The 13,602-nt window shown below is 73.3% G+C and carries 12 protein-coding genes and 5 pseudogenes; 9 read left to right on the top strand and 8 right to left on the bottom strand.

Annotated elements, in window-relative coordinates; genetic code table 11:
* Positions 1-19: 19 nt before the first annotated feature.
* Positions 20-1,531: an FAD-dependent oxidoreductase gene (locus tag WKH84_RS16525; RefSeq protein WP_341854451.1), complete on the bottom strand. Its 1,512-nt coding sequence runs from the start codon at positions 1,529-1,531 to the stop codon at positions 20-22.
* A gap of 91 nt (positions 1,532-1,622) precedes the next feature.
* Between WKH84_RS16525 and WKH84_RS16520 the strand changes: the two genes are divergently transcribed.
* From WKH84_RS16520 to WKH84_RS16485, 8 genes and pseudogenes are all read left to right on the top strand, one after another.
* Positions 1,623-1,811 carry a glycoside hydrolase family 15 protein gene (locus tag WKH84_RS16520; RefSeq protein ID WP_308445951.1) on the top strand — a complete coding sequence of 63 codons (189 nt, stop codon included), beginning with the start codon at positions 1,623-1,625 and terminating at the stop codon, positions 1,809-1,811.
* Between the two features lie 90 nt (positions 1,812-1,901).
* Positions 1,902-3,379 (top strand): annotated as a pseudogene (locus WKH84_RS16515) (NAD-dependent succinate-semialdehyde dehydrogenase).
* Between the two features lie 184 nt (positions 3,380-3,563).
* Entirely contained in the window at positions 3,564-4,547 is a 984-nt protein-coding gene (locus WKH84_RS16510) for a hypothetical protein (protein ID WP_341854450.1), read from the top strand.
* A gap of 105 nt (positions 4,548-4,652) precedes the next feature.
* Positions 4,653-4,982 carry a DUF3870 domain-containing protein gene (locus WKH84_RS16505; protein WP_341854449.1) on the top strand — a complete coding sequence of 110 codons (330 nt, stop codon included), beginning with the start codon at positions 4,653-4,655 and terminating at the stop codon, positions 4,980-4,982.
* A 166-nt stretch (positions 4,983-5,148) separates the two neighbouring features.
* Positions 5,149-6,299, top strand: a pseudogene (locus tag WKH84_RS16500) (DUF819 family protein).
* Positions 6,296-6,742 (top strand): hypothetical protein, encoded by a 447-nt coding sequence (locus tag WKH84_RS16495; RefSeq protein WP_341854448.1) that lies wholly within the window; start codon positions 6,296-6,298, stop codon positions 6,740-6,742. Before WKH84_RS16500 ends, WKH84_RS16495 begins: the two are co-directional and overlap by 4 nt.
* Positions 6,727-7,434: an enolase C-terminal domain-like protein gene (locus tag WKH84_RS16490; RefSeq protein WP_341854447.1), complete on the top strand. Its 708-nt coding sequence runs from the start codon at positions 6,727-6,729 to the stop codon at positions 7,432-7,434. Before WKH84_RS16495 ends, WKH84_RS16490 begins: the two co-directional genes overlap by 16 nt.
* 89 nt (positions 7,435-7,523) lie before the next feature.
* Entirely contained in the window at positions 7,524-8,612 is a 1,089-nt protein-coding gene (locus tag WKH84_RS16485; protein ID WP_341854446.1) for a C40 family peptidase, read from the top strand.
* Between the two features lie 31 nt (positions 8,613-8,643).
* Here the strand turns inward: WKH84_RS16485 and WKH84_RS16480 are convergent, their stop codons facing one another.
* The 7 genes and pseudogenes from WKH84_RS16480 to WKH84_RS16450 all read right to left on the bottom strand — a co-directional run bounded on the left by WKH84_RS16480 (position 8,644) and on the right by WKH84_RS16450 (position 13,081).
* Positions 8,644-8,841: a serine hydrolase gene (locus tag WKH84_RS16480; RefSeq protein ID WP_341854445.1), complete on the bottom strand. Its 198-nt coding sequence runs from the start codon at positions 8,839-8,841 to the stop codon at positions 8,644-8,646.
* A 92-nt stretch (positions 8,842-8,933) separates the two neighbouring features.
* A pseudogene (locus WKH84_RS16475) lies at positions 8,934-9,122 on the bottom strand (serine hydrolase); the annotation flags it as partial.
* Positions 9,119-9,433, bottom strand: a complete 315-nt coding sequence (locus WKH84_RS16470; protein ID WP_341854444.1) for a serine hydrolase — start codon at positions 9,431-9,433, stop codon at positions 9,119-9,121. The pseudogene WKH84_RS16475 and the gene WKH84_RS16470, both read right to left, overlap by 4 nt.
* A 25-nt stretch (positions 9,434-9,458) precedes the next feature.
* Complete coding sequence (locus WKH84_RS16465; protein WP_341854443.1) at positions 9,459-10,295, bottom strand: hypothetical protein; 837 nt, start codon at positions 10,293-10,295, stop codon at positions 9,459-9,461.
* Entirely contained in the window at positions 10,292-10,873 is a 582-nt protein-coding gene (locus tag WKH84_RS16460) for a sigma-70 family RNA polymerase sigma factor (protein WP_341854442.1), read from the bottom strand. The genes WKH84_RS16465 and WKH84_RS16460 overlap by 4 nt, the downstream gene beginning before the upstream one ends.
* A 324-nt stretch (positions 10,874-11,197) precedes the next feature.
* Positions 11,198-12,044: pseudogene (locus WKH84_RS16455) on the bottom strand (aldo/keto reductase).
* A gap of 68 nt (positions 12,045-12,112) precedes the next feature.
* Positions 12,113-13,081, bottom strand: coding sequence for an NUDIX domain-containing protein (locus tag WKH84_RS16450; protein ID WP_341854441.1), 969 nt, complete (start codon positions 13,079-13,081; stop codon positions 12,113-12,115).
* A 111-nt stretch (positions 13,082-13,192) separates the two neighbouring features.
* Here WKH84_RS16450 and WKH84_RS16445 point away from each other — a divergent pair.
* A pseudogene (locus WKH84_RS16445) lies at positions 13,193-13,576 on the top strand (MarR family transcriptional regulator); the annotation flags it as partial.
* Positions 13,577-13,602: the final 26 nt, after the last annotated feature.

Raw genomic sequence — 13,602 nt, 5'->3', positions numbered from 1 at the left:
GTCGGGAAAGCGCCTGCGATCAGGGGGTTCGCTGGTGGATGAGTTGCCTCACCCCGCCGGGGCCGACGGTCGGCGGGGCGAAGCGGAGCACGGCGGGGCAGACGCTGTCCCCGGCCGAGGACCCGCCGCGCCCGCGGCTCACTCGACCGGCGCGAGCTTCCCGAGCGTCTCGTTGAGCGCCTCGGTCGAGGAGGGGTGGGTCCAGATCCCGTCCCGCAGCCTGCGTCGCCGTGGTGCCGGCGCGCATCGCGAGGGCGATCAGGTTGATGACCTCCTGGGCGTCGACGTGGAACAGTCGTGCGCCGAGGATCTCGTCGGTGCCCGCGTCGACCACGATCTTCACCAGTCCGCGGGGGTCGCCGAGGGTCTTCGGGCGGGGCATGGCCTTGATCGCGGCGACCTTCTGCGTCGCGACCAGGACGTTACGTCCCTGCTCCCGTGCCTCCGCCTCGGTGAGGCCCACGGCCGCGAGCGGCGGGGTGAGGAAGGTCGTCGTCGGCACCGCGACCCGGTCGGAGGTGGAGCGGGAGCCGTCGCCGGTGAGCTGGGAGAGGACGATGCGGTGGTCGTCGAGCGAGAGGTAGGTCTGCTGGGCGCCGCCGTGCACGTCGCCGAGCGCGTAGACGCCGTGGGCGCTGGTGCGCAGGTGCTCGTCGACCACGATCGCGCCGCGCTCGTCCACGTCGATGCCCGCCGCCTCGAGCCCGAGGTCGTCGGTGGCGGGGCGGCGCCCGGTGGCCAGCGGCACGGCGTCGGCCGCGAGCTGGCGCGACCGCCCCGCGACGTCGAGGCGCAGCGCCGCCTGCTCCGGGCCGTCCTCGACGCCGCGGAGGTCCGCCTCGTGCGACACGGTGATGCCGTCGCCCTCGAGCACGGACTGCACCTCGGCGGCGACGTCCTCGTCCTCCGCGGGCAGCAGGCGGGGGCGACGGTTCAGCACCGTCACCTCGGCGCCGAAGCCCGCGAACATCGAGGCGAACTCGAGCCCGATCGGCCCGGCGCCCACCACGGCGAGCCGCCGCGGGAAGGGATCGGCGTCTTGCAGCGAGGTGGAGTCGTGCACCCGAGGGGAGTCGATCCCCGGCAGATCCGGTCGCGAGGGCACGGCGCCGGTGTTCACCACGACCGTCGGCGCGGTGACGGTGAGGCGGTCCTCGCCGCCGCTGACCTCCACGGTCCGCTCGCCCACGAAGCGGGCTCGGCCGTCGACGAGGGTGACCGTGTCGAGGTCGGCGAGCAGGTGGTGGTTGACGTCGCGGAGCGTCCCGATGAGGCTGTCGCGGCGCTGGACGGCCCGTGCCCAGTAGGAGGCGGCGTCGTCGTCCTCGCGACGCTCCTGGGCGTCGTGCACGAGGGTCTTGGTGGGGACGCGACCGATGTTGATGCAGGTCCCGCCGTGCATCGACGCGAACTGCTCGACCATCGCGACCTTCTGTCCGAGGCCGGCGAGAGCCGCGGCGAGGGTCTTGCCGCCCTTGCCCCAACCGATCACGAGCACGTCCACGGACAGGCTGTTCTCGGAGTTCGTCATGGGCTCACCGTAGTCCGGTCGCCCCGCTCGCCCACCGTTCCTCGTCGCCGGCTCAGGACCGTCGGCCGGCCGTCCGTGATGCACTGGTCCCATGACCGCCGCCACCGACAGGCGGGACGAGGCGGAGGAACTGATGGAGACCCTGCTCGCCTGCGGGAACGACCTGCACCTGTTCGCCGAGGAGTACGACGGGACGCACCGCCGCATGATCGGGAGCTTCCCCCAGGCCTTCAGCCACCTGGGCCTGATCGGCGCGGTCGACGCCCTCGCCGCCGGCTGAGCGCGGCCCGGCACGACTGAGAACGAACGGGCACGGCGGGGCGGGACGGGTGCAGACTGGAGGAATCATCCGTCGACGCAGGAGGTTCCGATGTCCCAGCGACCCGCCCTCACCCCCACCCGCATCGCGGAGGTGCTCGAGCGCACCCCGACCAGCTCCTTCGTCGGCGGCCGCTTCCTCGGCGGCACCGCCGCGCTCGAGGTGATCGACCCCGCCTCAGGCGCGGCGCTGACCCGTGTGGTCGACGCCGACGCCGCCTCCGTCGGCGCGAAGGCCCTGGACGCCGCCTGCGCCGCGCAGGAGGAATGGGCCGCGACCACGCCGCGCGAGCGCTCGGAGATCCTGCGCCGCGCCTACGAGCTGTGCCACGAGCGGGCCGACGACCTCGCGGCGCTGATGACCCTGGAGATGGGCAAGCCGCTCGCCGAGGCGTACGGCGAGGTGAGCTACGGCGCGGAGTTCCTGCGCTGGTTCAGCGAGGAGGCGGTGCGCGAGCCCGGCCGGTTCCGCCACGCCCCCGCCGCCGACCACGCCGTGCTCACCACGGTCCGACCCGTCGGCCCCACCCTGCTGATCACGCCGTGGAACTTCCCGCTGTCGATGGGGACGCGGAAGATCGGCCCGGCGCTCGCGGCCGGTCGCACCGTGGTGCTGAAGCCCGCGCAGAAGACGCCGCTGACCTCGCTGGCGCTGATGGCGATCCTCGCCGAGGCCGGAGTGCCGGACGGGGTGGTGAACTGCGTGGTCACGAGCGACTCGCGGACCTTCTCCTCCACGCTGATGGCCGATCCGCACCTGCGGAAGGTCTCCTTCACCGGCTCCACCGCGGTGGGCCGCACCCTCATCGAGCAGTCCGCCCAGCACGTCCGCGCACCTCGATGGAGCTGGGCGGCAATGCACCCTTCCTGGTCCTCCCGTCAGCCGATGTGGAGACCGCGGTCGAGGCGGCGATGCTCGCGAAGTTCCGCAACAACGGCGAGGCCTGCACCGCCGCGAACCGCTTCTACGTCCACTCCTCCGTGGCGGAGGAGTTCACCGACCGGCTGGTCGAGCGCACCGAGCGGCTCGTGCTCGGCCCCGGCGCGGATCCCGCCACGACCCTCGGACCGCTGATCGACGCCGCCGCCGTCGACTCCGTCCAGGAGCTGATGGCCGACGCGGTCGAGCGCGGCGCGAAGGTGCTCACCGGCGGCGGCACCGGCGAGGGCGAGGGCTTCTTCCACGAGGCGACGGTGCTGGCCGACGTGCCGCGGGACGCGCGCGTGCGGCGCGAGGAGATCTTCGGCCCGCTCGCGCCGATCACGGTGCTGGACGACGTCGAGGAGATGATCGCGGCGGCAGGCGCCACCGAGTTCGGGCTGATGGCCTACGTGATGGGCGAGGACCTCGTCGAGGTCACGGCCGTCACCGGACGGCTCGAGTCGGGGATCGTCGCGGTGAACCTGGGCATGGCCTCCGACCCCTCGGCCCCCTTCGGCGGGGTGAAGGAGTCGGGGCTGGGCCGGGAGGGCTCCCATGAGGGGCTCGCCGAGTACCTCGAGACGACCTACGTGCGCCTCCCGCTCTGACCTGCGGCCGGGGCGAGCGGGACGAGAGCTCGTCGTCCGGGGCACGAGCAGGGGAAATCTCGGTGAACTCCCGCGAATCTCGCCGAATCGATTGTCCGGTGTGAGGTGAGTCGCTACGGTCGTGACGCACCCCTATCGAACCCCACAGCCCCGCCCTGCCCGGCGCGGCGACCAAGGAGCCCCAGTGCGCACCCTCTCCCGTTCCGTGACCCTCCTCTCCGCCGCCGCCCTCGCCGCCGCCGGCATCGCCGCGACCGCCGGCTCCGCGAGCGCCGCCCTCACCACCCGCTGCGACGGCGAGGCCTCCTCGGTCACCGTCCCCGGCGACCTCGTCGTCGCGAAGGGCAAGTCCTGCGTCCTCACCGACGTCACCATCGAGGGCGAGGTGCGCGTCCAGGCCGGCGCCGACCTCCTCATCACCGACTCCTCGGTCGACGGCCGCGTCCTCGTCCGGGGCGACGGCTACTTCGACGCCTCCACCTCCGAGATCGCCGGCAACGTCGTCTCCAACGGCGGCTACGGCGTCTACCTCGACGAGTCCGCGGTGGACGGCAACTACAACGGCCGCGCCGCCGAGGGCGCCTCGCCCTTCCTGTACTCCTACGACTCCTCGATCACCGGCCGCGTGAACGTCGCCCAGGGCCTCGTGCACCTCAGCGGCAACACCATCGGCGGCAACGTGACCAGCGAGAACTCCGAGTTCACCGACATACTCGACTCGACCGTCGCCGGGAACCTGACCGTCACCGGCGCGACCGAGGGCACCACCTTCTGCGCCGGCGAGCTCGACGGCGACGCGACCCTCACCGGCAACGCCGGCGTGCGCCTCGGGTCCGGCGGCCAGAAGATCACCTGCGAGGGCGCCACCTACTTCGGCGGCGACGTCACCGCCTCGGACAACACCGACGGCGTCGACGTGACCGACACGATCATCCGCGGCGACCTCACCGGCGAGGGCAACGACCCGGCGCCCACCGGCTCCGAGAACCGCGTCCGCGGCGAGCTCGGCGGCCAGTTCGTCGACCTCCAGCCCGCCGCCCAGCGGCGTGCGCTGATGACGCAGTCCGCCCCCGCGGACAACGCCGAGGAGCTCGACACCCAGCGCGAGGAGCGTCGCGCCGAGGCCGAGAAGGCCGCGGAGCAGGCCGGTCCGGCGAACCTCCGCTGACCTCCTCCCTCCCTGACCTGCGGCCCCGGGCCGGGCACCGCCCGGCCCGGGGCCGCTCCCGTCGTCGGCCGCGCCTCATCTCCAGAACCCGCATAGGATCACCGGATGACCCGCACGATCTACCTCACGGGGGAGGCGAAGTCCCCGAGCAACAATCCGATCACGACGCAGTGGGGATTGTTCTTCGTCGGCCTCGTCGTCGATACTGAGACCCACGTCATCCAGGCGACCGACTGCACCGCCACACTGACGCTCACGGTCGAGTTCGTCCGCGAGCTGGTGGTCGGTCGATCACTGCTCGAGGAGGACGCCCTGGTGGAGTCGATCACCGACAGGTACCACGGGTCCTCGCAGAAGGCTCTCGCCGCCGCCGTGCGCGCCGCCGCCGCCGCGAAGTACCGCGACCTGTCGGCCCTCCCCGACCAGGAGTCATAACCACATACACGCGACCGTCCGCCCGGAACCTCACCGAACCGGATCCCGTCGGAAGCACCGCACCGCGCCTCGCCCGAGGCGCCGGTTCCCGGTGCTTCCGATTTTTTGTCCCCGGAGCCGCCGGGGGCACGGCCGCATCCCCTTCCCCACTCACCGAGGAGACCCCGTGATCACCGACGGACTGCTGATGCTCGGCGTCCTGCTGGCGCTCTCGTGCGCCCTGATCGTGCTCGAGCGCACCACCGGCTGGAAGCTGTTCAAGTACGTGCCCGGCATGGTGCTGATGTACCTGCTGTGCGCGGCGCTGAACTCCCTGGGGGTGTTCGGGCAGGACGACGCGACCCGCGCCCCCATCGCCGCCGTGAAGGACGTCGTCCTGCCGGCGATGATCCTCCTGTTCCTGTTCGGTCGCGACCTGCGCCGCATCATCAAGCTCGGCCCGCGGTCGCTGCTGACCTACGCCGTCTCCGCCGCCTCCCTGTTCGTGGCGATGGTGGGCGTGTTCCTCGCGTTCCAGAGCGCCCTGCACCCGGAGGCGTGGAAGGTGCTCGGCGCACTGCTGGCCTCCTGGACCGGCGGCGGCGAAACATGGTCGCGGTGCAGGACATCCTCCAGGCGCCGGAGAACATCTTCGGCTACGCCCTGATCACCGACACCCTCATCTACTCGATCTGGCTCACCGTCGCCTTCTCCTCCGTCGCCGTCTCCGGCCGCTTCGACCGCTTCACGAAGGCCCGCTCGACGCACCTGACCGACCACGGCGACAACCTCGAGACCGAGCAGTCGCCGATCACCGTGCAGTCCCTCGCGACCGTCGTCTTCGGCTCGATCTTCGTCTCCGTCGTCGCGACCTGGATCGGCGGCCTGCTCCCGGAGCTGGGCGACGTCGTCAACGCCACCACCTGGACGATCGTCATCGTCTCGGTGCTCGGTCTCGTCATCGCCCAGACGCCGCTGGGCCGGATCGGCGGGTCCACGGAGATCGCGACGCTGATGCTGTTCGTGGTGATCGGTCAGATCGCCTCCGGCTCGGACTTCTCCGCGCTCACGCAGGCGCCCCTGTACCTGCTGATCGGCCTTCTGGTCGTGCTCGTGCACCTGGCGATCATGGTCGTCTACGCCAAGCTCACCCGCACCGACCTGTTCTCGATCGCTGTCTCCTCGACCGCGAACATCGGCGGGATCGCCTCCGCGCCGGTCGTGGCCAGCGCCTTCAACCGCCAGCTCGTGCCGGTCGGCGTGCTGATGGCGCTGATGGGCTCGTTCCTGGGCACCTTCCTCGGTCTCGCCGCCGCGCAGATCATGTCGGCCCTGTGACCGGCGGTCCCATGGAGCAGGACGCCGAGCAGGCGGTGCTGGAGGTGGTGGCGGTGCGCCGCCACCGCCACCGGGCGCCGCCGCGCCATCCCTTCGTCACCGCGGCCCGCCGCACCGAGGCGGTCGAGTACGTGGTCGCCGAGGTGGAGCTCGCCGGCGGCGCGGTCGGGCAGGGCTCGGCCGCGGAGACCGTCGTGGTCACCGGCGAGGATGCCGCCAGCATCCTCGCCGCGCTCGACGGGCCGCTCGGCGCCGCGCGCGCGGCGCGCAGGGCACGATCGGCGAGCTCTCCGCCCGGATCGCGGCGGCCATGCCCGGGGCGACGAGCGCGAAGGCGGCGCTCGAGGTCGCCCTCCACGATGCCTGGGCCCGCGCGGCGGGGCGGCCGCTCGTGGAGCCGCTGCTGGGCGGCGACGCCGTGGCGACGATGCGCAACGACATGACCGTCTCCCTCGAAGAGCCCGCGACCATGGCGGAGCGGGCGCGGGAGGCCGTCGCGGCCGGGCACGAGATCCTGAAGATCAAGCTCGGCCACGACATCGCCGAGGACCGCGAGCGGCTCGCCGCGGTCGTCGAGGCGGCCCCGTCGGCGCGGGCGCGGCTGGATGCGAACCAGGGCTGGTCGCCCGACCAGGCGGTCGAGATCATCACCGGCTTCGAGAAGGACGGCCTGCCCGTCGAGCTCGTCGAGCGACCCGTCGCGGCCGGCGACGTGGAGGGGCTCGCCCGCGTCACCGCCGCGGTGTCCGTGCCGATCATGGCCGACGAGGCCGTGTGGTCGGCGGCCGATGCGCACCGGCTCATCGAGGCGCGGGCCTGCGACCTGTTGAACATCAAGCTCGCCAAGACCGGCGGGTCGCGCGGCGCGATCGAGGTCGCCGAGGCGGCACGTCGGGCCGGGATCGACTGCATGCTGGGGGCCATGATGGAGCCGCGCATCTCGATCACGGCCGCCGCGCACCTCGCGCTCGCGCACCCGGCGATCACGATGATCGACCTGGACCCGCCGGCCTGGTTCGCCTCCGCGCCGCCCCGCGGCGGGATCGTCCAGGAGCACGGCGTCTTGCGCCTCGCGGGCGGGCCCGGGCTCGGCCTCGAGCTCGCTCCGCCCCGACGAGGACGCCGAGGGAGGTGATCGGTGAGCGACCAGATGTCCGACCGTCCCCGATCCCTCACGCCCCTCCCCCGTCGGCGCCCCGGCGCCCACCCCCTGAAGGAGATGCCATGACCATCCGCCGCCTCCCCGACCTCACCCGACGCGACGGCCTGCGCCTGGCCGCGACCGGCACCGCCGGTCTCGCCGTCGCCTCCCTCGCCGCGCTCGGCCCCGCCTCCGCCGCCCCCGCGCCGCGGCCCGCCGCCGGCACGGCGCCCGCGCCGGGCGATCGCGCCCATGTCGCCGTCTCCGCGACGACGCTGTGGGTCGATCCGCGCACGAACCGGCCCGGGATCGACGACCCGGCGGTGTCGGCCCCCGTCGACCTCGACGCCTGGAACGCGAACATGGAGGACACCGAGACCCGCCGCTGGCTGACGGGCGAGCTGGAGAGCCAGGCGGTGCTCGGCAGCGAGGTGATCGTCGACGAGATCGACGGGGAATGGGCCCACGTGGTCGTCACCGCGCAGTCCACCCCGCGCGATCCGCGCGGCTACCCCGGCTGGGTCCCGGTCTCCCATCTCGTGGTCGACGAGGGCTTCGCCCGCCGCGCCGAGACCTCCCAGACCGCGACCGTCACCACGCTGACCAGCACCCTCACCGGGACGCCGTCCGGGAACCATCCCGGGATCGACGTCTCCTTCGACACGATCCTGCCGGTGCTCGGCCGCACCGCGAAGGCCGTGAAGGTCGCCGTCCCCGGCGGTCGTCCCGCCTATCTCCCGGCCGACGACGTGGTGGTGCGCGCGCAGGGCGAGCGGCCGCCGGCACCGACGGTCGAGGACGTGATCGCCACCGGCGAGCGCTTCCTGGGCCTGCGCTACCTGTGGGCGGGCGTGAGCGCCTGGGGCTTCGACTGCTCCGGGTACACGTACACGCTCTTCCACCACCACGGCATCTCGATCGCCCGCGACGCCGGGGACCAGATGAACCACTCCGGTCTCACGGAGGTGGCGCGGGAGGACCTGCGCCGTGGCGACCTGGTGTTCTTCGCGACGGAGCCGGGCGGCGACTCGATCCGCCACGTCGCCCTGTACCTCGGGGACGACCTGATCATGCAGGCCCCGAACGCGGCGCGCGGCGTGGAGATCATGTCGCTGACCGAGTACGACCCGACCGGGGAGTACGCCGGGGCGCGTCGCGTGATCGACGCCTGAGCCGCGCGCGGCCTGCCCTCGAGCTCCGCTCTCAGGCGGTGAGCCCGGGCAGGAGCTCCGCGGCGAGTGCGGTGATCCGCGCATCGGCCTCGTCCTCCGCGAGCCCCGCGGTCATCACTGCGAGGATCCGGCGCCCGGCCCCGGCGGGATCCTCGAAGAAGGCGACGTCGTGCCGGTACCCGTCGACCCACCCGGACTTCGACCCCCATCGGACGCCGTCCCGCGGCACGCTCCCGATGATCGGGATCGTCTGCGCGCGCGCGCCGCGAGGGCGAGCTCGCGGGAGTCGCCTGAGAGGCCGGGGCCTGCGACGAGGTGGTGCATGGTGCGGGCGAGGTCCGCGGCGGAGGTCTCGTTGGTCAGGCCCCGCTCGAGCGCCGAGGCGTCCCCGATCAGCCTCTCGACCCGGGTCGCGGTGAGCCCCAGCTCACCGACGACCGCCGCGACCGCGTCCAGGCCGACGAGCTCGAGCGGCTGATCGGTCGCCTCGTTGCTGGAGCGGTCGATCATCCGCGTGGCGAGATCGCGCGCGCGATCTTCGTGCCGGGCTCGGGATGGGTGGGGTCCAGGTGGTCGCCGCCCAGCGTGAAGGGCTCGCCATCGACGCCGGTGAAGGTGCGAGTCACGGGCACCTCCGCGTCGAGGCCGAGCTCGCCCTGCTCGGCGGCGCGCGCGACGGCCAGCGAGACGTGCGGCTTGATGGTGCTCGCGGCGTAGAACGGCTCCTCGGCCCTTGCGGCGGAGAGCACGGCGCCGTCGGCGTCGAGCAGGCAGTGCGCGAGGCGCACCTCGGTCGGGGCGGCGGCGGTGGGCAGCGACATGCCCCGACTCTACGGCCCCGCCAGGTCAGCCCCGCTCGCGCGCCGTCACGGTCCGGGTCTCCCCGTCGGCGGTGGTGATCTGCGCACGCACCTCGGGGTGGGGGTCGGAGTCGTCCTCGATCGGCCACCAGGCGGCGAAGCGACCTTCGGCGAGACTCGCCTCGACCGGCCCTGCGCCGGTCTCGAGCACCACCCGTGTCACGTCCTCCCCGACGTCGCCGGCGACAGCCGTGGATCCCTCGGCCTGCCACCCGTTCTGCGGCATGCCCTCCTCGAACGTCGTGTCGACGAAGGTCGTCGAGACCTCGTGCGGCGCGAGCTGGGCGATCGGAGCCTCCTCCACCGAGGTCATCCCGCCGATCGGCTCCTGCCCGTCCCTCAGGGTCGCGGTGCACAGCGACTCGCGGCCCTGATCGTCGGCGGCGAGGACCAGGGTGGTAATCCCGCGGCGCTCCTGGAGGACCGGTCGGAGCTCGGAGGACTCGACCTGCCACCACTGCTCGCACTGCTGGACCCCGGGAGCATCGGCGGGAACGGCATCCCCCACCGGTGTCCATGTCGCGGAAGCCGTCGTGGGCCGCAGGATGTCGACTCCGACCACGCCCGTCGTCACCATCAGCGTCGCCGCGGCGACGGCGACCAGCCCGGCGCGCCATCGCGCACGTCGAGGACGGCCGACGAGCGAGCGGGCGCCGACGGCAGGACGGTCGCCGACGGACCGGTGATCGGAGCGGTCGCCGTTGTCGCGCGGGGTGGCGAGGATTCTCCGGAGATCCGCATCGGCCCGTGCGGGGCGTCCGTCGCCTGACGGCGGAGCCGGATCGAGCGTCCGCAGGGTGTTCTCGAGCGTCGTGGTCCTCATGAGGTCGCCTCCCAGGCGTTGTCGGCACGGCGTGCGATGCGGTCGACGGCGGTACGGGGGCTCGGCGGCGGGCCGTCCTCCACCAGACGACGCGGCCGCCGTCGGGCGCGGGACAGTCGCGACCGATAGGCGACCGGAGTGATGCCGAGGACCCGGGCGGCCTGCGCCGAGGTGAGACCGTCGAGCACGGTGAGCGCGATGACCTCTTGCTCCGTCTCGGTGAGGTGCGTCCAGGAGCGGCCGACATCGAGCCGCACCGTCGCCGCGTCGTCGTTCACCTGCCCGGCTCGGGCGTCATGGTCCGCGAGCCGCACACCGAGCGCGTCCCGGCGACGATCGCTGCGCCGCGAGTTCGCGAGCGTCCCCCGCGCGATGTCGAACAGCCAGGCCCGGGCGTCGCCGGGATCCTCGGGCAGGTCCTCGAGCCTGCGCCAGGCGACCAGGAAGGCCTCGGCGACGACGTCCTCCGCGCCCTCGTCCCCGTGCCGACGGCAGACGAAGCGGAGGACGTCGCCGTACGTGCCGTCGAACAGCGCGGTGAATCGCTGCTCGGGATCGGGACTCTGCGGTGTGCTCACATCCCTCTCCTGTCCGGCACCGGCACCGGTGTGTCGAAGCCCGGCCCTAACGCCGCGCCGCCCGCACCTTCTGTGACGCCACGACTCATGTCGGGGCGAACATGAGTCCTCACAGCAGCAAAACCCTCCGCGACCGGGCTCGTGAAGGCGGCCGGGCGAGTGCAGCGACCGGACGGCGAGGACGGCCAGCCGACGGACGGCGTCACCCCGGCGGCGGAGCCGACCTCGTCGGAGCTCTCCCCGCACGACGACGCGCCGCGCCTCCCAGGTGGGAGACGCGGCGCGTCGTGGCGTGCGGCGCGGCCGCGGCCGTACGGGTCGAGCTCAGGCGCCCTGGTGACCGGCGAAGGTGTCGGGGTCCGGGCCCTGGCGGCCGGCGGCGCCCTTGTCGAGGGCGGCGATCTTCGCGATCTCGTCATCGGTGAGCGTGAGCTCGAGGAGGCGAGGTTCGCGGCGATCCGCTCGGGGGTGACGGACTTCGAGACCACCACGTTGCCGAGCGCGAGGTTCCAGGCGAGCGGCACCTGGGCGGGGCTCACGCCGTGCGCCTCGGCGACGGCGGTGACCACGGGGTCCTCGAGCTCGCCGCCGCCCTGGCCCAGCGGCGACCAGGCCTCGGTGACGATGCCCTTCTCGGCGTGGAAGGCGCGCGCTCGGCGTTGCCGAGGTACGGGTGGACCTCGATCTGGTTCAGGACGGGCGACACGCCGGTCTCGGCCTCGATCGTCTCGATGTCCTCGCGGCGGAAGTTCGAGACGCCCATGGAGCGGATCCGGCCCTGCTCCCTGAGCTCCACGAGCGCCTTCCAGGTCTCCAGGGCCAGGCCCTTGGACGGGGCGGGCCAGTGGATGAGGTAGAGGTCGAGCTCGTCGAGGCCCAGGTCCTCCATGGTCGCGTCGAAGGAGCGCAGGGTCGCGTCGCGGCCCTGGTCCTGGTTGGGGACCTTCGAGGTCACGAAGACCTCGTCGCGCGGGAGGCCGGCGGACTTCAGGGCCTGGCCGACGCCGGCCTCGTTGTTGTAGCCGCGGGCGGTGTCGACGTGGCGGTAGCCGGCCTCGAGGGCCTTGACGACGACGTCGGCGGCGACCTCGTTCTCGACCTGCCACACGCCGTAGCCGAGCCGCGGGATGGAGCGGCCGTCGTGGAAGTCGATGCGGGGCGAGGTGGTCATGGGGCTCCTTGCTCTCGGGTCGCGGCGGACTCGACCGCCGCTGGACACTCCCCCAGGCTATCGCTCGCTCAGCCGCGGCACACTCCGAGGCTGAACGGTCGGGAGCCGGGGTCCTGCTCGAGCCAGCGGGCGAGCTCGGGCGGGTGGACGACGTGCTCGCCGAGCCGGTCCAGCGCCAGCCAGGCGGTGCCGGCCTGGCCGGGGTCCGGCTCGGTGCCCTCCCCGGGCTCCTCCCCCTCGGCCAGGCCGCACCAGTAGGCGATGTTGACCTGGTGGAACGGCGGGATCGGGGAGCCGTCGACCATGCGTCGGTCCATCATGATCTCGAACAGACAGGCGGGCTGGTGCACCTCGACCTCGGCGCCGATCTCCTCGCGGCACTCGCGCACCATCGCCGCGGTCTGGTCCTCGCCGTGTTCCTGCCCGCCGCCGGGCAGGGCGAACACCTCCCGACCGTCCGGTTCCAGGTAGCGGTTCATCAGCACCTGCCCCTCGCGGACGATCAGCGCCTTCACTCCCAGCCTGGGGCTCCTCATGCGATCTCCTCCTCGTCCTCGGCACGCCCCAGCGGCGCCTCGGCCCGTGCCCGCAGAGTCTCGGCGTCCTCGGCCTCGAGCGGCGCGGCGACCGCCTGCTCGTCCTGCAGCAGGCCCATCAGGCGCCGCAGGGCGGCGAGGTGATCGCGCGCGTCGGTCAGCGGCGGCATGGCCAGCAGGCTGCACCGGGACCTCCCCGCCGCCGGCCCCCATCTCCCCGAAGGCGACGGGGCGGGCGAGGGTCGCGAGCGCCAGGCCCGGGACGAGCACGTGCTCGGGGTCGGCGTGCGGGATCGCGGTGGGGATCGGGGTGGGCAGGCCCGTCGGGTAGCGCCGCTCGCGCGCCTGCGGCGCTTCGGGGAAGGCGTCGGTGACGGCGCCGTCGTCCAGCAGGTGCCCGGCGAGGGTGCGCGGCGCGTCGGCCGCGTCGGCCGCCTCGAGGCGGGCGAGGACGAGGCTCAGCGCGAGCGGTGCGCGGGGCGTGCGCGGATCTGTGCTCATGGTTCCTCCCGGACGGCGACCCCCTGATTCTGGCACCCGTCGGCGCTCACCTGCGTACGCTGGACTCGTTCCGTCCGGCGCGTCCCGCGCCGCCGCCCGCCAGGAGAGCCCATGCCCGCCCCTCGAGACACCGCCCTCGTGGTGCGCGCGGCGCGCCTGTATCACGAGCAGGGCCGCTCGCAGACGGAGGTGGCGAAGGAGCTGGGACTGTCCCGCTCGAACGTCTCGCGGATCCTCTCCCAGGCCCGGGAGCGCGGGATCGTCGAGATCACGATCCACGACCCCGACGGCCCGCCGCGCCGCGACGTGGCGCTCGAGGCGCGGCCGCGGGCGACGTTCTCGCTGCGGGAGGCGCATGTGGTCTCCGCGCCGCGGGCTTCGGCGATGGAGTCGGTCGCGCGACAGGGCGCGGCACTGATCGCGGAGCGCGCGGGCCGGGTGCGCGACCTCGGCGTCTCCTGGGGGCAGACGGTCCAGAGCGTCGTCGCCGCCCTGGACTCCCTCCGCCCCCGGCCGACGCC

Source organism: Brachybacterium sp. GPGPB12, assembly GCF_038396325.1.
Classification (GTDB): Bacteria; Actinomycetota; Actinomycetes; order Actinomycetales; family Dermabacteraceae; genus Brachybacterium; species Brachybacterium conglomeratum.
Note: the sequence above shows the minus strand (reverse complement) of the source record. Positions and strands in the feature narration are given on the sequence as shown.

Bases quoted from the DNA above. Each gene is read 5' to 3' on its own strand.
- WKH84_RS16520 (WP_308445951.1), top strand. From the start codon at position 1,623: ATGACCGCCGCCACCGACAGGCGGGACGAGGCGGAGGAACTGATGGAG.
- WKH84_RS16505 (WP_341854449.1), top strand. From the start codon at position 4,653: ATGACCCGCACGATCTACCTCACGGGGGAGGCGAAGTCCCCGAGCAAC.
- WKH84_RS16450 (WP_341854441.1), bottom strand. From the start codon at position 13,081: ATGAGCACAGATCCGCGCACGCCCCGCGCACCGCTCGCGCTGAGCCTC.
- WKH84_RS16525 (WP_341854451.1), bottom strand. From the start codon at position 1,531: ATGACGAACTCCGAGAACAGCCTGTCCGTGGACGTGCTCGTGATCGGT.
- WKH84_RS16490 (WP_341854447.1), top strand. From the start codon at position 6,727: ATGCGCAACGACATGACCGTCTCCCTCGAAGAGCCCGCGACCATGGCG.
- WKH84_RS16485 (WP_341854446.1), top strand. From the start codon at position 7,524: ATGACCATCCGCCGCCTCCCCGACCTCACCCGACGCGACGGCCTGCGC.
- WKH84_RS16465 (WP_341854443.1), bottom strand. From the start codon at position 10,295: ATGAGGACCACGACGCTCGAGAACACCCTGCGGACGCTCGATCCGGCT.
- WKH84_RS16470 (WP_341854444.1), bottom strand. From the start codon at position 9,433: ATGTCGCTGCCCACCGCCGCCGCCCCGACCGAGGTGCGCCTCGCGCAC.